This window comes from Rudanella lutea DSM 19387 (assembly GCF_000383955.1).
Lineage (GTDB): Bacteria > Bacteroidota > Bacteroidia > Cytophagales > Spirosomataceae > Rudanella > Rudanella lutea.
Window position 1 is genome coordinate 5634791 of record NZ_KB913013.1, and the last position, 20262, is coordinate 5655052.

17 protein-coding genes and 2 tRNA genes are annotated in these 20262 nt (G+C 55.0%); 4 read left to right on the forward strand and 15 right to left on the reverse strand.

Features of this window, described 5'->3' with window-relative positions; translation table 11 throughout:
- Window positions 1-65: 65 nt before the first annotated feature.
- From RUDLU_RS0123120 to RUDLU_RS0123165, 10 genes are all read right to left on the reverse strand, one after another.
- Window positions 66-153 (reverse strand) — tRNA-Ser (locus RUDLU_RS0123120).
- A 69-nt stretch (window positions 154-222) separates the two neighbouring features.
- Window positions 223-1539, reverse strand: coding sequence for an MFS transporter (locus RUDLU_RS0123125; protein WP_019990819.1), 1317 nt, complete (start codon window positions 1537-1539; stop codon window positions 223-225).
- 121 nt (window positions 1540-1660) lie between these two features.
- Entirely contained in the window at window positions 1661-2446 is a 786-nt protein-coding gene (locus tag RUDLU_RS0123130) for an SDR family NAD(P)-dependent oxidoreductase (RefSeq protein WP_019990820.1), read from the reverse strand.
- A 94-nt stretch (window positions 2447-2540) separates the two neighbouring features.
- Window positions 2541-3599, reverse strand: coding sequence for a sugar phosphate isomerase/epimerase family protein (locus tag RUDLU_RS0123135; protein WP_019990821.1), 1059 nt, complete (start codon window positions 3597-3599; stop codon window positions 2541-2543).
- A gap of 26 nt (window positions 3600-3625) precedes the next feature.
- On the reverse strand, window positions 3626-6196 hold the full coding sequence (locus tag RUDLU_RS0123140) for a DUF7133 domain-containing protein (protein WP_044130783.1): 2571 nt from the start codon (window positions 6194-6196) through the stop codon (window positions 3626-3628).
- Window positions 6197-6357: 161 nt separating this feature from the next.
- Window positions 6358-6591: a hypothetical protein gene (locus RUDLU_RS0123145; protein WP_019990823.1), complete on the reverse strand. Its 234-nt coding sequence runs from the start codon at window positions 6589-6591 to the stop codon at window positions 6358-6360.
- Complete coding sequence (locus RUDLU_RS0123150; protein ID WP_019990824.1) at window positions 6588-7649, reverse strand: asparaginase; 1062 nt, start codon at window positions 7647-7649, stop codon at window positions 6588-6590. Before RUDLU_RS0123150 ends, RUDLU_RS0123145 begins: the two co-directional genes overlap by 4 nt.
- Window positions 7650-7712: 63 nt before the next feature.
- Window positions 7713-8537, reverse strand: coding sequence for a TatD family hydrolase (locus tag RUDLU_RS0123155; RefSeq protein WP_019990825.1), 825 nt, complete (start codon window positions 8535-8537; stop codon window positions 7713-7715).
- Window positions 8538-8876: 339 nt separating this feature from the next.
- Complete coding sequence (locus RUDLU_RS0123160; RefSeq protein ID WP_044129665.1) at window positions 8877-10025, reverse strand: NAD(P)-binding domain-containing protein; 1149 nt, start codon at window positions 10023-10025, stop codon at window positions 8877-8879.
- A gap of 20 nt (window positions 10026-10045) precedes the next feature.
- The gene (locus RUDLU_RS0123165; protein WP_245581706.1) at window positions 10046-10486 is read right to left on the reverse strand and encodes a DUF2147 domain-containing protein; all 441 of its coding nucleotides are present in this window, start codon (window positions 10484-10486) and stop codon (window positions 10046-10048) included.
- A gap of 128 nt (window positions 10487-10614) precedes the next feature.
- Between RUDLU_RS0123165 and RUDLU_RS0123170 the strand changes: the two genes are divergently transcribed.
- Window positions 10615-11130 carry an acyl-CoA thioesterase gene (locus RUDLU_RS0123170; RefSeq protein WP_019990828.1) on the forward strand — a complete coding sequence of 172 codons (516 nt, stop codon included), beginning with the start codon at window positions 10615-10617 and terminating at the stop codon, window positions 11128-11130.
- Between the two features lie 17 nt (window positions 11131-11147).
- Here the strand turns inward: RUDLU_RS0123170 and RUDLU_RS0123175 are convergent, their stop codons facing one another.
- The 5 genes from RUDLU_RS0123175 to RUDLU_RS0123195 form a co-directional block, all read right to left on the reverse strand.
- On the reverse strand, window positions 11148-11891 hold the full coding sequence (locus RUDLU_RS0123175) for a cobalamin-binding protein (protein ID WP_019990829.1): 744 nt from the start codon (window positions 11889-11891) through the stop codon (window positions 11148-11150).
- A gap of 63 nt (window positions 11892-11954) precedes the next feature.
- On the reverse strand, window positions 11955-12179 hold the full coding sequence (locus RUDLU_RS0123180; protein ID WP_019990830.1) for a YgaP family membrane protein: 225 nt from the start codon (window positions 12177-12179) through the stop codon (window positions 11955-11957).
- 122 nt (window positions 12180-12301) lie between these two features.
- On the reverse strand, window positions 12302-13594 hold the full coding sequence (locus RUDLU_RS0123185) for an adenylosuccinate synthase (protein ID WP_020657219.1): 1293 nt from the start codon (window positions 13592-13594) through the stop codon (window positions 12302-12304).
- A gap of 203 nt (window positions 13595-13797) precedes the next feature.
- Window positions 13798-14331: a Fur family transcriptional regulator gene (locus RUDLU_RS0123190; RefSeq protein WP_019990834.1), complete on the reverse strand. Its 534-nt coding sequence runs from the start codon at window positions 14329-14331 to the stop codon at window positions 13798-13800.
- 150 nt (window positions 14332-14481) lie between these two features.
- On the reverse strand, window positions 14482-16731 hold the full coding sequence (locus tag RUDLU_RS0123195; protein ID WP_019990835.1) for a RelA/SpoT family protein: 2250 nt from the start codon (window positions 16729-16731) through the stop codon (window positions 14482-14484).
- Between the two features lie 247 nt (window positions 16732-16978).
- Here RUDLU_RS0123195 and RUDLU_RS0123200 point away from each other — a divergent pair, with 247 nt between their 5' ends.
- The 3 genes from RUDLU_RS0123200 to tig all read left to right on the forward strand — a co-directional run bounded on the left by RUDLU_RS0123200 (window position 16979) and on the right by tig (window position 20261).
- Window positions 16979-18490 (forward strand): sulfatase family protein, encoded by a 1512-nt coding sequence (locus tag RUDLU_RS0123200; RefSeq protein ID WP_019990836.1) that lies wholly within the window; start codon window positions 16979-16981, stop codon window positions 18488-18490.
- Between the two features lie 213 nt (window positions 18491-18703).
- Window positions 18704-18785: transfer RNA gene (locus tag RUDLU_RS0123205), tRNA-Leu, on the forward strand.
- A gap of 111 nt (window positions 18786-18896) precedes the next feature.
- Window positions 18897-20261 (forward strand): trigger factor, encoded by a 1365-nt coding sequence (tig, locus tag RUDLU_RS0123210; RefSeq protein ID WP_019990837.1) that lies wholly within the window; start codon window positions 18897-18899, stop codon window positions 20259-20261.
- Window position 20262 lies beyond the last annotated feature (1 nt).

Below are 20262 nucleotides of genomic sequence, written 5' to 3' on the forward strand. Positions count from 1 at the left end.
CACCCTAGAGAATAAATTAAAAAACCCCTTAAAAGAGATTGTTTTAAGGGGTTTTGACACTTTTGCAGAGAGGAAGGGATTCGAACCCTCGATACGCTTGAGACGTATACACACTTTCCAGGCGTGCTCCTTCAACCGCTCGGACACCTCTCTGTTTGCAGGGGCAAAAGTAGCGTTTTTCGGGACTAATCGCGTTGAGAAAGCGGTTTTAGTTGTACGCTATCACTCCCGCTCCGACATTAAAGCCGCCGGATCCGACACTGGCGTTACCGTGCCTCGCTCTACCTTGCCGACCAAAAAACTGTATGAGCAGGCCCCGATAAAACCGAGCACGGCAATAAACACGAGCGCGGGTTTGAAGTCGCCATCTTTGGCCAGATACCCGATTACAATCGGGACAATAATCGACGCCAGGTTACCCATGAAGTTGAACACCCCACCCGTAAGGCCAATCAGGTGCCGGGGCGACAGCAGCGAGACGAATACCCACGAAATGAGCGCCATACCCGACCCAAAGAACGCCAGCGACATGAAGAAGATAATCAGGGTGGTATCGTCGGTGTAGTTGGCTCCGACAATGCTTACCGAGAGCAGCATCCCGATAATAATGGGCGTTTTGCGGGCGGCCCCCACCGAGCGGCCTTGCTGCACCAGCCGGTCCGACACGAAGCCCGACAGCAACAATCCCGCGCAGGCCGCCAGAAACGGCACCGATGCCAGATACCCCGACTTGATAAAATCGAGCCCCCGGTATTTAACCAGATACGTCGGGAACCAGGTCAGGAAAAACCAGAGCATAGCGTTGACCGAAAACTGCCCGATGTACACCCCCCAGAGCGTCCGTCGGGAGAATACCTGTTTCAGGTTGACCCACTGCCAGATGGACGTGCCGTCGGTTTTGGCGGTTTGCCCCCGAAAATGCCCCCCGCCTGCTTCGATATGCGCCAGTTCGGCCTCACTGACCGTTTTGTGATCGAGCGGGTCGCGGTAGAGCGTGTACCAGACAACGGCCCATACCAGCCCCACCAAACCGGTGGTGACAAAAAGCCCCTGCCAGCCCGCGTAGTGCTGAATAGTGACCAGCACGGGGGTCAGAAAGGCCAGCCCGATAAACTGCCCTGACACGTAGAGCGCAATGGCCGATGCCCGCTCGTTGTCGGGAAACCAGCTCGTCACAATCCGGTTGTTGATCGGGTAGGAGGGAGCTTCAAATGCGCCCGTGGCCAGCCGGAGGGCAAATAACGACGCAAATCCGCGCGCAAATCCCTGCAACACCGTCGACAGCGACCAGGTAGCGAGGCAAAAGGCGTACAGCACCCGTGGACCAAACCGGTCGGCTACGAGGCCCCCTGGTATCTGCAACAGGGCATACGTCCAGCCGAAGGCCGAGAAAATATACCCCAGATCGACCGACGACAGGTTAAGGTCTTTGCTCAGGGCCGGGCCGGCAACCGAAATGTTACTCCGGTCGAGGTAATTGATCACGACATTGACAAACACAAGGGCCAGCATCCCGTAGCGCACGCGGGTCGTTTTCATTGGAGAAAGAGTGAAAAAGTGAAAAACTGAGAGAGTGAAGGGGTGAAAGAGTGGGCTGTCGGGGAGTGGGATTACGCGTCAGACATTCACTCTTTCGCTCATTCACTCTCTTGGCATTCGTTTACCGGGCTGTCCAGCCGCCGTCTACGGTGAGCATGGAGCCAACCATGTAGCTGCCCGCATCGCTCGCCAGGAAAATAGCGGCTCCCTGAATCTCACGTAGTTCGCCCCAGCGGCCCAGGGCCGTGGCCCCCACCACAAACTTTTTGCCTTCTTCGGTATCGGCAATGGGGATGTTCATGGCCGTCAGAAACGGGCCGGGGCAGATGGCATTGACGTTGATATTGAATGGAGCCAGCTCTAAGCCGAGGGCGCGGGTCATCTGCACTACGGCCCCTTTGCTCGACGTGTAGGGGGTTCGGTTGGCGAGCCCCACCAGTCCGAGCGTGCTGGCTAAGTTGATGATCTTGCCCTTGCCAGCCGCCTTCATAAACGGCGTTACGGCCCGGCAGCACAGCCAGGTACCGTGCACGTTGATGCTCATTACCTGTTGAAATTCGTCCGACGACAACTCGTCGATAGCCCCCCGAATATTGATACCGGCACTGTTGATGAGAATGTCGATTCGGCCAAAGGCGTCCATAGCGGCCTGGGCCATGGCTTCGGTCTGTGACTGATCGGTCACGTCGGCGGCAAACGCCCGGGCCTGTACGCCGTACTCGTGGCTGAGGGCTTCGGCGGCCTGTACGCCCTCGTCGGCGTTGCGGTTAACGAGTAGAAGATTTGCCCCGGCCGAGGCCAGTCCGGCTGCCATGGCCAGGCCCAAACCTTTGGAGCCACCCGTGATAATGGCCGTTCGGCCGCTCAGATCAAATTGGGAAATACCGGGTAATCGTTCGTGGGTCATTCAGGTTTCGGTAATAGAGTGATAAAAAGGGTTTTCGGGTAAACAGCCCCTTTCGAGACCGTTTAATCGCAAACCGAGAAGCGCAAACCGTGGCTCAGCGGAGCCCGAGTGTTTTCTGGCTGTACTGCATACAGGCCACGATGTTTTCCTGTTCGGCGGCCAGCCGCTCTTCGGGGGCGAGGGGCGAAATACGCGGCAGAGCCCCGGCCGTTTTTGATCCGTTTACCTGCCGCAACGTCCGGGCGAGGTCGGAGCCGGGCACCTGCGCAAACGTTGCCCAGTATTCCGGTTTCAGGCACGGAATTTCGAGCGGATCGCGGGTAATCATTTCGAGGTTGAAGGTCACGGCCGGGTTATGTTTCCGGCAAAGGGCAAACAGGGTAGGTAAGTCCAGAATCCCTTTGCCGAGGGGCACTTCCGACAAAAGAAACCCGTCGGCATACGGTTCGAGCGCCATGTCTTTCACATGGGTCGACAGCACATAGGGGGCCAGAGTTTGCACCACCTCGGTCGAATCTTCGAGCAGGGCCAGATTGTTACCAAAGTCGATAGTCACCCCAATCCATTCGCTGCTGAGGCTTTTCATCATGGCGGCCAGTTCCGGCGCCCGCCAGTCTTTATGGTTTTCAACGGCGAGCTTCACGCCATGTTTGCGTAAAATGGGCTCGGCCAGCTGAAGCGAAGCGAGGGCATTTTTGCGCATTTCCTCAAATCCTTCGGGCGAGCGTAGAATCTCGTACCGGCGTCCGCTCGAACAAACCGTTCGGAGAATCCGGGCACCGGCCTCTTTGGCGGCTATCACGTTGCGTTCAAAAGCGGCTGCGTCGGCGGGTGTTTTCGGCGTACCGACCGACCCTTCGAGGTAAAGCCCGAGTTTTTCGCGTCGGTCGCGCACGCTGTGGGCAAAATCGTCGGCCCAATTGTTGACCACCACCTGGATGCCGCCCCCACCTACCTGTTGGCAGTGGTCGAGCAGGTCGAGGGCGCTCGTGAGGGCTGGGTAGCGGGTGCTGGGTGTTTTGGCGTTCCAGCGGTGCGCGTAGGAGTGGACCACAATGCCCATTCGCTCCTGACGGGCCCACGCGGGTAGTTCGGACAAAGAGATCACTACGGCACCGGCCGAAGCCTGTTGTAAAAACGCACGTCTGTTCATGGCCGGAAAGGGTTTAGGGATAAGGGCTATTTGCCCGACTCTGCTCCGTTTTGAAGCATATACTTGTTAAGGTCTTTGACGGTCCAGGGCACCACGCGGCCCTGCGAGGTTACGCGGGTCATGCCCACCAACCGCCGACTTACGGGTCCGGCGTTGTGGCCCCACTCATTGCGGATGTAGGTCAGAATGGCCGCGATGGCGTTGTCGTCGAGGGTCGAGTGGGCAGGCATAACCGGCAGAATGTCGGGGGCGTTGTATACCTTCCCGGCCACATCGACCGGTCCTTCCATGCCGTGCAGCAGAATGAGCGCCAGGCGTTTGCCGTCGCCCAGTACCCAGTCGGAATTGATGAGGGGCGGGGCAAAACGGGCCATACCTGCCCCATTGGTGCCGTGGCAACCCGAGCAGGTGCTCAGGTACATTTGCCGACCAGTGGCGAAGAGTTTCTGATCGTCGGCCGACAGAGTGTTTGCTTTTTGCCCGGCCGACGCGTTGGCGGCCAGCCGTTGCGTTTTGCCGGGCCAGTCGTACAGGTTTGTAAGAGCTCCTGTTTGCGCGGCTGTCAACGTCTGTTTGGGTTGGCTCAGCAAACGCGGGGCTTTCGGCAGCCGGACGGCGGTTGTTTTGGTAGCCGAGCTGCCTACGGTCAGGCCGGAGAGCAGGGCTTTTTCGCGCCAGCCGAACGGTTTGGTTGGGTTGTCGAGCAAAGTCAGCAGGGCCGAAAGTTCTTCGGGGGCTCCTTTTCGAACGACCGAGGTGGCCAGCATTTCCACGAAAATTTCACGGGCGGGGTCGGCAGTTTGCCAACGGGGTGCTTTCCTGAGTCGTTGTAAAAAGGCCCACTCGCTGTTGGAAAGGCTGCTCAGAACGGCATCCCGGAGCAATGGCTCCTGCAATAATGGGCGGCTGACAATTGCTTCCAGCAAAGCATGAGCTGCCGGGCGGTCGAGTACCCGTGCCGAAAGGGCCATTTGCAGGCAAACGTCGGCCGGAGCCGAGTTGACTCGTTGAAGTAACTCGTCAGCGAGTTTAGCCCGTAGCGTAGCATCGGTTTGCGCAAACGGCTCCAGGAGTCGCAGGGCGGTGGTCTGCACAAAGGGATGCGCGTCGGTCAGCAGGCCCAGCAAGACATCGGGGCGGTTTTGGTTGAGTCCGTCGAGCGCCCAGAGAGCCTGCGCCCGGCCGTAGGGGTTTGTGCCTTTCTGCGCAAGCGCGGTTAGGGCGGAGCGAGCGTCGGCGTTGTTGCGGGCCACCAGCAAGTGCTGGGCCATATCGCGGTGCCAGCCGTCGGGGCTGTTCAGGGCCTGAATCAGTTCATTGTTAGTGGCCCGGCTTAGTTTCTGAGTTGGCGCTGTCTGCCAGCTTTTCGGAACAATTCGCCAGATACGTCCCCGATCGACGGGCTGCGTCAGGTTCCGGGCCAGTGTCTGGTCTTTGAGGTAGGGCGTCATGTAGGCCGCGTGCTGAATAATGCCCCGATACATGTCGGCTACGTACAGAGCGCCGTCGGGACCGGTTGCCATATGCACCGGCCGGAACCGTTCGTCGGTCGAGGCCAGAAACTCGCGGCCGGGGTGAGGGTCACGGGCTGCCAGCACCGGGCCATTAGCCGTGACCACGTTGCGTTTGATCAGGTTGCCCGCCGGTTCGCACACAAACACGTTGCCTGCAAACTCCGTTGGGAGCGCCGTGCCCCGGTACACAAGGGGCGAACAGGCCGCTGTAAATTCGAGCAGGCGGTTGTTTTTGTCGAGCGTCCCCGGAATGTAACCCCGGTTCACGGCCGGATTCGACCGGATGGGGTAAATCTGCCGTTCTACGGTGAGTCCGTGGTCGATACCCGTTGTTGGGGTGTGGTTTCGGTTGGCGCTGAGGTAGTTGGCCGGTACCAGATCGGCGTGTAGCTGCGACCAGTTGTAGTTGTAATGCAACCGCCCCTGATTGTCGTGGCTCAGACCCCACTGCCCCCGAAACTCGGTGGAGTCGCGTAGCCAGGTGCCGTTTGTGTGCCGGTACCGAAACCGCGACTTGGCATTGTAGTACCAGTTGTCCAGACCGCGCCATAGCCCATTGCCGGCATGTTCGGGCAGGGCGCTCCCGGCATAGTCTTTATCAATCAGCGTTTTGGTGTCAGCTTTGAGGTCGCCGTTGAGGTCTTTGGTAAGCCACAACGCTCCGTTTTCGGCCACCAGAACCCCATCCGGTGCAAAGGCCATGGCCCGGGGCATAATAAGGCTGTCAAGGTACACGGTCGCTTTATCCATTTGCCCGTCGCCGTTTTGGTCTTCCAGTACCGACACCCGGCCGCTCGGCTTGCTTTCTTCGCTCGCGTCGATCGTCGACATGTACCCCCGCATTTCAACGACCCAAAGCCGGCCGTCGGCGTCGAAATTAATCACGACCGGTGCCTGTACCAGCGGTTCGGCTGCTACCAACTGTATGTGAAGGCCCGGTTCTAGCTGAAACGTAGCTGCTTCCTGCGTGGGAGTGAGTATGGGCGAGGGGTCGTCGTAGGCGGGGCTGAGATTCGTTGTGAAGCTGACCATACTCAGCAGGCCGGTGGCCAGAAGCAGCGGGTAAAAAGCGGGCTTAACCATGATTGCAATCCGGGGCTTGGTCAAAACGTTGCGGGGTCGACTCGTATCCGATAAAGCCGGGTGTCCGGGTCAAATACTCAGTCAGTTAGCCGCAATAAAAAAGCCCGTTATACAACGGGCTTTCCGGGCTAATTAAAGAGGTTAATGCCGGGCTGAGGAGCTCACCATTTGTGCCATTCGCTCCAGGACCGGGGGTAGTGTTTAAGCCAGCTATGCAGTAAGGCCAACACGATGTTGAGGCTCAGCCCGCCCACGATGATACTAAGGATGCCCCGCCAGCTGGTCGCGAAAAAACAGCCCACAGCCGTAGCTAGCACCACCCCGGTCATGGCGGTGGCCAACAGAAACCGAAGCAGCCGAATGAAGAAAGACGGGGGCCGGGGCGATATTGTCATAGACTCATTTCGCCACAAAGCGGCTCGCCCAGCCGATGCCGCAGCCGGGTGGGGTCGGTTTCCTGGCCGAGTAGGTACATTAATTTAGTGACAGCGGCCTCGGTCGTGATGTCGGTTCCGCTAATCACCCCGATTTCACCCATGCGGGTACTCGTTTGGTACTGCCCCTGCGTAACGCGTCCTCCCTCGCACTGCGACACGTTGAACAAGACAATACCCCGGTCGTTTGCGGCCTTCAGGGCATCCAGAAACCAGCGTTCGGTAGGGGCATTGCCTGCCCCGAAGGTTTCGAGAACCACTCCGCGCAGGCCGGGCATTTCCAGAATCGCCCGCACTACCGGTTCGGTAATACCAGGGAACATTTTCAGAATGGCCACATTGGCGTCCATCTCGGTTTGGATGGTGAGGTCAACGTCGGGCTGAAGTCGGCGGATAAACGGCCGGTTGTACTCAATTCGAACACCGGCCATAGCCAGATGCGGGTAGTTTTCGGAGTGAAACGCGTTGAAATGAACGCTCTCCTGTTTCGTGGCCCGGTTGCCCCGCAGCAGTACCGAGTTGAAATAGATGCTTACCTCCGGCACCATCGGTTGCCCCTCGGTGTCGAGGGCAGCCGCAATTTCGAGGGCCGTAATAAAATTTTCGCGGGCGTCGGTCCGGGCTACCCCAATCGGTAGTTGGGCCCCCGTCAGAATCACGGGTTTCTGCAAGTTGCAAAGCATGAAACTGAGCGCCGAAGCCGTGTAGGCCATGGTGTCGGTGCCGTGCAGAATCACGAAGCTATCATACGTGCTGTAATGCGTATGCACCAGTTGGGCCAGCTCGGCCCAGATAGCCGGGGTCATGTTCGACGAATCGATGATAGTAGGCAGGGTAATCAGGTCGATTTCAAAATCGAGCCGGTGAATTTCGGGCACGCGGTCGAGTACCTGCTCAAAGTTGAACGGAACCAGTTGGCCGGTGGGGTGGTCGTACACCATACCCAGTGTACCACCGGTATAAATGACCAGCACCGACACGCGGGGCTTATGCGGCAGGGCCGGATTAATTCGAATCATGACGGATGAAGTGCTATTGAAACTAAAACGGAATTCGACTGACACGTCAGTCGCCGGGGCAACTTAAGTGGTTGCGTCGGAAGAAACGAGGCTTCCCTGCCGCAACCGGTTGGCGTTGGCGGTGGTATGCCGGGCAATATCGGTAAGCGGCAGGTTCATCAGCTCAGCTACGCGGGCAGCTACGAGCGGAATGTAGGCGGGTTCGTTGCGCTTACCCCGGTACGGAATCGGGGCCAGATAGGGGCTGTCGGTTTCGAGTACAATGTGTTCGGGGCTGATATAGGGCAAGACTTTATCCAGTCCTCCATTTTTGAACGTAGCCACCCCGCCAATACCCAGTAGAAATCCCAGATCGATGGCGCGCCGGGCTTCGTCGAGCGTACCCACAAAGCAATGGAAAATGCCCGTCAGGTTGGGCAGGGCCATCGACTCAATCAGATCGGCAGCTTCGGCAAAGGCGTTGCGGTCGTGCCCCGAGCGCGTATGCATCGACACGAACCAGTTTTGGGCAGAGGCCCAGCCCAGCTGAATCCGAAAGGCTTCAAACTGCCGGTCTACGTGCGTCAGGTCCCAGTAGAAGTCGAGCCCAATTTCACCCACGGCCATAAACGGATAGTCTTTCAGTTGCTTTTCCATCTCGGCCAGTTCGGCGTCCATCGTCTCGTTGACGTAGGTGGGGTGCAGCCCCATCATGGGCAGACAACGATCGGGAAAGGTCTCGGCCAACGCCATCATGCCCGGAATGGTCTCGGTGTCGCAGTTGGGCATCCAGATTTGCTCTACCTGCTGACTGCGGGCGGTTTGCAACATGGCTTCGGGACCGCCGGGGTAGCGTTCGGCACCGAACTGTTTATCGTAGATGTGCGCGTGCGTGTCGATAAAGATCATGCCGCAAAGGTACGGGGATTGCGAGGAATGGCGCATCCGTCGTCAACCAAAAACCCTAAACGATAAAAGGCCTAAAGCGGTCAGTAAGTACTCAGGCTGAATTTAATGTATAATGAACAATGTTAAATGTATAATTAAATGGCTGGTTGTGAGTAGGTAATTCAATTATTCATTTTACATTGTTCATTCACTTCTTACGGCTTTCGTTGCTTCTGTATATGATGGGTGTAGAACAAGTTTATTTTTCTGACAGGATTACAGGATAAACAGGATTTTTTTGGGGCTCAATCAATCCTGTTTATCCTGTAATCCTGTCAGAAAAAACTTCTGTCGAACCTATCACAAAGAACTTGTCCTACATCCCATATGATCGGCAATCTGGCCGGAGTCGATATTGAGGCTACGCAGAATACCCGTCAGGGGTGTTTTGAAGCCCAGAAAATACAGACCCTTCAGCTCGGGCTCGTCGAACCAGAGTGCTTTCGGGTAGCCCCGTTCGTTCAGGACTTGGGTGCAGAGAGCCTCGCCGAGCACCGGTTGCAAACCCGGCCGGTAGCCCGTAGCCAGCACAATGGCATCGAACGGCCGCTCCGACCCATCGCTAAACGTGACTGTGCGGGCGTTGATGCGCTCGATGCTCGGGGCCACGGCAATACGACCGGCTTTGATCTGGTCGAGTGTGCCCTGATCAATGACCGGAATCCGGCCCTTTTCCCGAATCAGGTACGAGGGCGGGTGCGTTGGCTTGCCCAGTCCGTACCCCGACAAATCGCCCACGGTGAGCCGTTGCGACAGTCCGGCCACAAAATCGTAAAACCAGTTAGGGAATTTATTCAGAAAAATAGCCGATGGCTGGGTGGGCTTCCCGAACATATCGCGCCGGACAATGCTGATGGGGCCCCGCACCGAGATAGTGGGTCGGGCGCCGTGTTCGAGTAGGTCGAGAGCCACTTCGGCACCCGTGTTACCCATGCCAATCACGAGCACGTTTTCGTCGGAAAAAGCGGCTCCGTTGCGGTATTCGTGGCTGTGCCAGACAATCCCCCGGAAGTCGCGCAGGCCGGGTAGGTCGGGCTTGTTCGGAATCCGGTTGTAGCCGGTGGCCACCACTACGCGCTCTGCCTCGAAGGTATCGGTCGGTGTGGTTACCTGCCAGTGTCCATTCGGTAACCGGCTTACCTGTCGCACCGGTTGGTTGAACAGGGGGTGAATCCGAAAATGCTCAGCGTACTGTTCCAGGTATTCCACAAACTCCAGCCGCGAAACATAAGTGGGGTACGCGCTCGGGTAGGGCAGGTGGGGCAGGGCCGAGTATTCTTTTACCGTATGCAGGTGCAGCCGGTCGTAATGGTTACGCCAGGCAACCCCCACGTATTCGCTTGCTTCGAGAACGGTAAACGTCGGTTGGGTGGGGTTCCGGTGGGCCAGCTGACCCGCCATCGCGAGTCCGGCCGGACCAGCACCGATAATTAGAGTTGAATGTATCATGCAGCCAAACGCAGCACTGCTTATTTAATTCGTGTCCAGGTTTGGGTTTTGCCAATGAGCGAAATGCCTACGTAGCCGCGTACATCGAGCGTATTGGCGTCTTTGAGCGTCATTTTGCAGCTGTAGGTTTTGCCATCTTCAGGGTTATAAATTTTTCCTTCGTCCCACACATTACCGCCATCGAACTGAAAATCGTTCATGATGTTCAGGCCCATCAGTGGTCGCGACTGCATTTTGGCGTCGGGATTTTTGCTGTCGAGCTTCGGCTTGTTGGTAGCGGGGTCGTTGGGATCTTTCAGCCAGATCAGTTTACCATAATACTTGTTGCCCTGCTTATAAATCTGAACATGCCCACGCTTGGTGCCATTGAGCCAGGTACCGACTACGGCGTCGGGATTATCGGCGGTAGAAACGGGCCGGAACGACGAAAACAGACCGACAAAAATGAAAAGAAAAGCCATGCGGATGAAAACACTCATGCGTCGAAAATTATGGTTTTTTGTTTGTTTTATTGTACTAACGCAAATATCCGGCCTCAAAATGTGCTGAACAACGTATAGAGTGGTTAATCTTGCGAAAAACTTCGTTCATGTTCAAACGCGACCCCTATAAAAGTTACCCGACCGAAACCGAATCGCGCATGATTATTCGGTTTCAGGATTGCGACCCGCTTCAGCACCTCAACAACGCCAAGTACTTTGATTACTACTTCAACGCCCGCGAAGATCAGGTAGCCAAGCTGTACGACTTCAACCCCGGTCAGCTGTTTCGGGAGTTTGGTACGAGTTGGGTGGTGTATCAGCATCAGATTGCGTACATCCGGCCGGCGCTGGTGAGCGAATGGGTGCGGATTGTATCTCGCGTGATTCATTTTACCGAAGACACCACCGTGACCGAATATTACATGACGGATGATGCCGGGCGACAGCTGAAAAATGTTCTTTGGGTAACGTCAAAATACATCAGCGTGCGTACCGGCAAGCGGGTGTCGCATCACCCGGCTGTGATGGAACTTCTCGAAGCCACCTGCGAGCCCAACATCAAGTTCGATGAGTTGGTTTTTAACGACCGCATTCGCGACATCAAAAGCAAGTTACAGTTATAAAAGTAGCTTTGGCAGGGTCAGGCCATCTGCTCGCGCAGGGTTCGGAAATAATCGGCCGAGTGGGCGATCCGGCTGCCGTACCAGCTAAACATTTCTCCATCGACGAGTTCAATCCGGGCCTGTGGACAGATAGCCCGAAGCTCGTTGATGTGTTTCGGTCCGAACGGGTAAGGTTCCGACGACAGTAGGACCACGTCGGGCGCAGCCCGTTGCAGATCGTCGGGGGTAACTACCGGATACCGGGGGCAGTCGGCAAACACATTGCTAAAGCCCGCCAGGGGCAACAGAGAATGGATGAAGGTATCGCTGCCGGCTACCATCCAGGGCTTTCGCCAAATCAGGTAAGCCGCTCGCAGGGGTTTCGGGGTGCTGGGAAGTGACGCCAGTGAGGTTCTTATCTGATTCGCCAAAGTGTTGGCTTTTTCGGGCCGACCGACGTGTTCGCCCACCGTTCGGATCATGGTCAGGGCATCGTCGACAGTTACGATGTCGGTTACCAAAACCGGGTGTGTTTTGGCCAGTTGTTCAACATCCGCTTTGGTGTTTTCTTCCTTATTCGCCAGAATCAGCGTGGGGTTGAGGGCCGCAATCTTCTCAAAATCGACCTGTTTGGTGCCACCAACCACCGGGCGACTCTTCACCTTATCGGCCGGGTGAATACAAAATTTGGTCAGCCCCACAATCTCTTCATCGAGCCCTAAGTCAAACAGGAGCTCGGTCAGTGAGGGCACCAGTGAAATAATCCGTTGAGACGTTTTCATAGACGAAAAAACGGAGCAGGGGTTGCCTGCTCCGTTGGTGATTGTATGGTTGTGAGCGCCTGTTTACAGGCGTGTATTTTGCTCCTCACGCCGGGTCGAGAGGCCCAGTAGCCGGTAAACCGGACAATAGCCCATCAGGCAGGTTGCCGCCAGAGCCAGTGCAAGAGCAAACAACACAAACGCGCTCAGGCCGGTTATAACCCCCAGCATATACGCGACCAATATGTCAATAATCAGCAAAGCGCGAACCATTTGGTCCACAAATCCTACGTTTTTAACAAAGCTCATAGCGCGTGAATGGAAGAGAAAAACAAATATAGGAACGCATGAATGCGATGTCAATCAGCAGTGATTTAAAAGGACGTTAAATAAAGGTGCGTCCGGCACGCTTATACGCCCTGATCCTGAGCTTATTCCGAAACAAGCGAACTCCGATGGATGATGGCTTCGCGGTCGGGACCGGTCGAGATGAAGCTGATGGGAATACCCAGCGACTCTTCGAGGAAGTCGATGTACTGCGCCAGCTCGGCCGGGATGTCGTCAAACGAATGGAACGGTTCGAGCGAGGTTTTCCAACCTTTGAATGTTTTGTACACGGGCGTCACATCGGCATCAACCAGATCATACGGAAGCTGATCAGTTGTGGGGCCTCCGTTAGAAAGCTCATAGTGGGTGCACACCTTAATCTCGTCGAAAATGTTCAGCACGTCGACCTTCATCATGATGAGCTGGGTAACGCCGTTGAGCATGATGGCGTATTTCAGGGCGGGCAAATCGAGCCAGCCGCACCGCCGTGGGCGTCCGGTTGTTGCCCCAAACTCACGGCCTTCAGCCCGCATCTGTTCGCCGGTTTCGTCGAACAGTTCGGTGGGGAAGGGGCCACTACCAACGCGGGTGCAATACGCTTTAAAAATGCCATACACCTCTCCAATTTGCCGGGGAGCAATGCCCAGACCCGTGCAGGCACCGGCGGTCATGGTGCTCGAGCTGGTCACAAACGGGTACGAACCAAAGTCGATGTCGAGCAGCGAGCCCTGTGCGCCCTCAGCCAGGATTTTCTTGCCGCTGCTCAGAGCCTCATTGATGGCGTACTCACTGTCGGTAAGCCGGAACTGCTTCATAAAGGCTACAGCCGCGAAGAAGTCGGTTTCGGCGTCGGGAAGTACCGAAGCGTAGTCGAATCCGTAATGATCAAGCGTGACTTTGTGCAGGCTTACCAACTTGTTGTATTTGTCGTGGAAATTGGGCGACAGAATATCACCCACCCGCAGGCCCTGCCGGGCTACTTTGTCCTGATACGCCGGGCCGATCCCGCGCAGGGTAGAGCCAATTTTCGATTCGCCCTTGGACTGCTCAAAAGCCGCATCAAGAAGCCGGTGCGTTGGGATAATAATCGACGCTTTCTTGGAGATCGTCAGGTTACGGCTCAGGTCCAGATTAAACTTGCCTAACCCATCGATTTCACGCCGGAATACGATGGGATCGAGCACCACACCGTTGCCAATAATGTTCTGAATGTCGGCTCGGAAAATCCCCGACGGAATCTGGTGGAGAACATGCTTAATGCCATCGAACTCCAGTGTGTGACCCGCATTGGGACCACCCTGAAACCGGGCCACAACTTCATATTGTGGCGCCAGCACGTCCACAATCTTACCTTTTCCTTCATCGCCCCATTGGAGGCCTAATAAAACATCAACCATAAAACTAAAAACGTCAGTGTTTATAGCCCATCGTTCCCGAAGTAAGTGGTTGCTCGATACTCAGGTGCAACCCCCGCAAACAGCCAACGGCAAACTATTTGTTTAAGCGTATTACGTTATAAAAAGCCGGTATGGACCGGGACAGTACAAAAACTTAAATGCCGGTCGGGTGGGTCATCCCACCCGACCGGCAAAAGGTCGGCTCAGTCGCGAACGTCGGCCGGGTATTCGAGGGTGCCCTGTTGCCCTTCCGGCTCTTCGGCATGGGCCGGGTGCGTTCGGTTTTCGCAGTGTTCGCGGGTACAGGAGCCGTAAAAAATAAGCGAGTGGTGCATCACGTTGAACTTCAGCATGTCACCAACCATGTTCTGGATGTTCTGCACCCGTGGGTCGCAAAACTCCATGACCTTGTGGCAATCGGTGCAAATCAGGTGATCATGCTGTTTGTAGCCGTACGATTTCTCGTACTGGGCCAGATTCCGGCCAAACTGATGCTTCGTAACCAGGTCGCAATCTACCAGCACATCGAGGGTGTTATACACGGTAGCGCGGCTAACCTGGTACTTTTTATTTTTCATGGAGATATACAACTCATCGACGTCGAAGTGGTCTTCGCGGTTGTAAATCTCTTCGAGTATGGCAAACCGTTCGGGCGTTTTGCGCAGGCCCTTCCGCTCCAGATAGGCTGTAAAAATCGTCCGGGCAGCGTCTAAATTCGTTTGTTTCGGCGCAGGCATGAGGCAAAGTTAACAGATATGGGTGAACAACGAGCAACGAACAGAGAACAACGAACAATCAACAACGAACAATCAACAACGAGCAATGAACAGAGAGCAATTTTTTGCCCGTTGTTCTCTGTTCGTTGTTCTCTGATAATTGTCAGTTGTTTAGTCGAAGCGTACCACTTCGTACACTCCGTCGACGTTGTCGAGCTTCTTCATGAGGGTTTCGAGGTGGGCTGTGTCGTGGACATAGAGCTTAATTTTGCCCTCGAAGATGCCGTCTTTCGAGTCAATCGTGACCGAGCGCATATTGATACTGAGCTCGTTGCTGATGATCCGGGTTACGTCGTTGACCAGCCCGACGCGGTCGGTGCCCGTAATGCGTAGCCCCGCCAGAAACGCCAGATCGCGTTGCGAGGTCCATTTGGCCTTGATGATCCGGTTGCCGTGGTTCGACATCAGTTCAACGGCGTTGGGGCACGATACCCGGTGAATCTTGATACCGTCGTTGATGGTCACAAACCCAAACACATCGTCGCCGGAGATCGGGTTACAGCACTTGGAGAGTGTGTAGTCGATCTTGTCCATATCTTCCCCGATCAGGAGCATGTCGGCATCGGCTCGGTCGCCGTGCATCTTCTTGAGCTCTTTCGTAAAGCTCTTGCCGTCGGCAATGTTGTCGGTATTGAGTTTGTTCTGCCGGTTTTCCTTAGCTTCCTTCTCTGACTTGAACCGAACTATTTCTTTGGTTTCAATATGCCCTTTTCCGACCCGGTAGAAGAAATCGGCCGTGGTTTTCGACCCAAAAAACGCCCGTAGCTGGTTAAGCAGCTCATTGGTCATGTCGAGCCGGAGCGTTTTCAGTTTCTTGGCCACCATGTCGCGCCCATCCGTCACGTAGCGTTTGTTTTCCTCCTTGATGAGGTCTTTGATCTTGGTGCGGGCTTTGGATGTCACCACAAACCGGAGCCAGTCTTCGTTGGGCTTTTGTTTGTTGGAGGTAATCACCTCGACCTGATCGCCGTTTTGCAGGACGTGGCTCAACGGTACCAGCACATTATTGACTTTGGCTGCCATACACTTGGCCCCAATTTGGGTGTGGATGTCAAAGGCAAAATCAAGCGCGGTTGCTCCCCGTTGCAATACTTTCAGGTCGCCTTTGGGCGTAAATACGAAGACCTCCTCACTGTAGAGATTGCTGCGGAAATCATCGAGAAACTCAATGGCCCCGGCTTTTTCCCCTTTCTCAGTCGTCTCGATCATGTCGCGAACCTGACTGATCCAGAGGTCGATACCGCGGCCCGTTTGGGTGTCGTTGCCTTTGTATTTCCAGTGGGCCGCGTAGCCTTTCTCGGCAATTTCGTTCATCCGCTCCGTCCGAATCTGCACCTCAACCCACTGTCCGGTTTTGCTCATAACCGTGGTATGCAGCGACTCGTAGCCGTTGGCGCGCGGGGTGCTGATCCAGTCTTTGAGCCGGTCAGGATTAGGTTTGTAATGATCCGTAACAATGGAATAAGCTCGCCAACAGGCCGCTTTCTCCTGCTGCGGTGGCACATCCAGAATAATCCGAACGGCAAACAAATCGTAAATTTCCTCGAAGGGCTTCTTCGACTTGCTCAATTTGTTCCAGATGGAATAGATCGACTTGGGCCGCCCCCGAACCACGTATTTATAGCCGGTGGCCTGTAAGCTTTCTTCAATCGGCTCGATAAACTTGCTGATGAATCGGTCGCGGCCGGCCTTCGTTTCGCGGAGTTTCCGGGCTACGTCTTTGTAGGCTTCGGGTTCCACGTACTTCAGGTACAGATCTTCGAGCTCCGACTTGATCGCGTACAAACCGAGTCGGTGCGCCAGTGGGGCGTAGATGTAAATAGTCTCCGAAGCGATCTTGAGCTGCTTGTCGCGGGGCATCGAGTCGAGCGTCCGCATATTGTGCAGTCGGTCGGCGAGTTTGATCAGAATCACGCGCACATCGTCTGACAGAGTCAGCAGCATTTTGCGGAAATTCTCAGCCTGCTGCGAGGTGCCGTACTCAAAAATACCGGAGATTTTGGTCAGTCCGTCGATGATGCGGGCCACCTTCGCGCCAAACAGCCGATCAATGTCGGGGATGGTCATGTCGGTGTCTTCGACCACATCGTGCAACAGAGCGGCTACGATTGATGTAGTGCCCAACCCAATTTCTTCCACGGCGATCTGTGCCACGGCGAGCGGGTGGTAAATATATGGTTCGCCCGACCGACGACGCATATTCTTGTGCGCTTCGGCTGAGGTGTTAAACGCCTTTTTGATCAGTTTAGCGTCATTTTCCTTCAACAGAGGTTTGGCCGCCCGGAGCAAACGTCGGTATCGTTTCAGAATCTCCTGGCGTTCCAGTTCCAGATCAATGACGGGTTCGACTACATCATTCATAGGTAATTTATCATCTCGTTACGTTGTACTCTGTCGTTCAAGTTACGGGATAAAAACAAATTAACCGCCTGCTTCGATCACAAAAAATCTGATTTGTCTGTCCAGCAATTTTTCGTCGTTCACGTCTGGGGAGGCCCCACTGCGATTTCGTTTGCCCTACGGTCTTACCGGTTAGAAACCGTACCCTATAATTGTTTGGAACATACGTGACCAGCTAAACGGATTCTGATCTCTGATTCTGAAGATAATGACCAAATCGATTGCACTTACTTTTTGGGGTGTTTTGCTTGCACTCGTAGGGGTAGCTCAGCAAAAGCCCAATATTGTGTTGATTTACGCCGATGATCTGGGGTACGGTGATCTGAGCTGTTACGGAGCCAAAACCGTCAGAACCCCAAACATCGACAAGGTAGCCGCTGAAGGATTGCGGTTCAGCCGTGCCCACGCGACGGCGGCCACGTGTACGCCGTCGCGCTACACACTCATGACCGGGCAGTATGCCTGGCGCAAATCCGGTACGGGTATCGCGCCGGGCGACGCTGCCCTCCTCATCCCGACCGACCGGGCCACGCTGCCCCGTTTGCTGCAACGGGCGGGCTACCAAACTGGAGTGGTGGGTAAATGGCACCTCGGCCTTGGCCTCAAAGGTGGCCCCGACTGGAACGGCGAAATAAAGCCCGGTCCGCGCGAAATCGGGTTCAACTACTCGTTCTTACTGCCCGCCACCGGTGACCGAGTCCCGTGTGTGTATGTCGAAAATGGCCGCATTGTTGGCCTCAATCCAGCCGACCCGGTGCAGGTCAGTTACCGCGAGCCGGTTGGCAACGAACCAACCGGTAAAGACCACCCGGAGTTGTTGAAAATGAAGCACTCGCACGGGCATAATCAAACCATCATCAATGGCGTAGGCCGGATCGGGTATATGACAGGCGGAAAAGCCGCTCGCTGGGTAGATGAGGACATGGCCGATGTGCTTACCCAAAAGGCAACCGCTTTTATCGAAACCAACCGGAAGGCCCCTTTCTTCCTGTACTTTTCAACGCACGACATTCACGTGCCCCGGATGCCCCACTCCCGGTTTGTTGGAAAAAGCGGTATGGGGCCTCGTGGTGACGTTATTTTGCAGCTCGACTGGTGCGTGGGCGAGGTTATGAAAGCCCTGGACCGACTCGGGCTGAAACAAAATACGCTCGTAATTATCAGTAGCGACAACGGCCCTGTTATCGATGATGGGTATCAGGATGAAGCCGTTACTAAACTGGGTACTCACCAGCCGGCGGGGCCGCTTCGGGGTGGTAAGTATAGCGCGTTTGAAGCGGGTACGCGGGTGCCGTTCATTGTACGCTGGCCCGGCCGGGTCAGGACTGGTGTTTCTGATGCCCTCATGAGCCAGGTCGATTTGCCCGCTTCACTGGCTGCTTTAGCGGGTCAAAAACCGGCACCGGGCGAAGTGCCGGACAGTTTTAATACCCTGAATACACTTTTGGGCAAAGAAAACAAAGGCCGTGCGTACGTAGTCGAGCAGGCTTTGAACAATACGCTTTCGGTTGTCCGGGGAGACTGGAAATATATTGAACCGAGCAACGGCCCAACTGTGGAGAAAAACACCAACACGGAGCTAGGCAATGCGCAGCAACCGCAGTTGTATAATCTGAAAGCAGACAGAGGGGAAACGAAAAACCGGGCTGGGGAGCAACCGCAATTGGTCGATGAGCTGAGGCAGTTACTCGAGTCTGTACGCGGTAGTGATCGTAAATGATCTCAAACAGAGATAGTTTGCGGGGGCGAGGAACGCCTACAGTGGCCTGTCTGTAGCGTACGTACAGAATTTGTTCCTATTTATTGCTCGTTCACTATTGCGCTATTCAATCTTATTCGTACTTTTGCGGGCCAAACCAGTAAGCTTTAGGGATTGGAAAAACGCAAAAGTATCTGCTTACGCGAACATCTAATACCGACGACTGGCCACTTTGCGGGCGTGGCGAAATTGGTAGACGTGCCAGACTTAGGATCTGGTGCCGCAAGGCATGGGGGTTCGAGTCCCTCCGCCCGTACAACAGTACAATGAGCGAATGTGTGAATGAGTGAATTGGCGAATGTCTCTCGAGCCGCTTTTATTCACGCATTCATCCATTCGCTCATTCACTTAATAAACAATCACAATTGTGGATATAGCTCTCGATAAAGCGAGTGAGACCAATGCCTCGCTACGGATTACGCTGACACCGGACGACTACAAGCCGGAAGTTGATAAAAAACTGAAGCAATACAGTAAGACCGTTGCTCTGAAGGGCTTCCGCCCCGGTCATGTTCCCCCGGCTCTGATCAAAAAGATGTACGGCAAAGGAATACTGGTTGAAGAAATCAATTCTATTCTGGGCAAAACGGTCTCTAATTATATCCGCGAAAACAAACTGCAGGTGGTAGGCGACCCCGTTCCGAACCGGGAGCAGGCCGACGCTATCGACTGGGATACGCAGGAGCAATTTGAGTTCAGCTATGAGCTTGGTTTGGCCTCTGATTTCGACGTTCATTTTGATCAGTTGCCCGCCCTCACGCAGTATCAGATTGAGGTAACGGACAAAGAGATCAACGAAACGATCGAAAACCTCCAGAAGCAGTTCCATACGCATGAGCACGCCGACGAAGTTGCCGATGGCGACACGATCTACGGCGAGCTGAAGCAGGTGAACGCGCCCGAAGGTGCAGAAGCTGGCTTTGCGAGCAAAACGGCTTTCCCAACCAATAAAATGGCTGAGGAAGCCAAAGCTGATTTCATCGGAAAGAAAAAAGGCGAGGTCGTGACGTTCACGATCGAGACGGTTTTCCCCAATGAGAAAGACCGCGCCAACGCTACCGGCGTGAAGAAAGAGGAAGCCGCTGACCTAACCGGTGAGTTTACGTTTGAAATTGAAGACGTAACCCGTCATCAGCCAGCTGAAATCAACCAGGAACTGTTCGACAAAACCTTTGGCATTGGCCAGGTTGAGAGCGAAGAGCAATTCCGGACGAAGATTGCGGAGGTAATCTCGAAAAACTACGAGCGCGAGTCGAGCACGCTGTTGCGGTACGACATTGAGCGTGAGTTACTCAACAATATTCCTATTCTGTTGCCCGAAGAGTTCCTGAAAAACTGGCTCATCGAAAGCAACGAAGGCAAGGTAAGCCGCGAGCAGGTTGATGCCGAGTTCGAAGAGTTTGCCAAGTCGGTGAAGCTGCAACTCATCAAGAACAAGATCGCCGAGACGGCCGATGTGAAAGTTGAGTTTGAAGAAATCATGGAAGTAACCCGTCAGATGGTGCGTGAGCAGTTTGGCTTCACCAACACCGACGACGAGGAGATGAACAAAACCATCGACAAGATCGCCCGGAATTACCTGATGGACGAGAAAAACAACGGTCAGAATTACACGAGCCTGTTCAACCGCGTGTTCGACGACAAAGTAATCGAATACGCCAAAACGCAGGTGACGGTAGAATCGAAGCCCGCTTCATTCGACGAGTTCAAAGCTGTTGCCGAAGGCCGGTAAG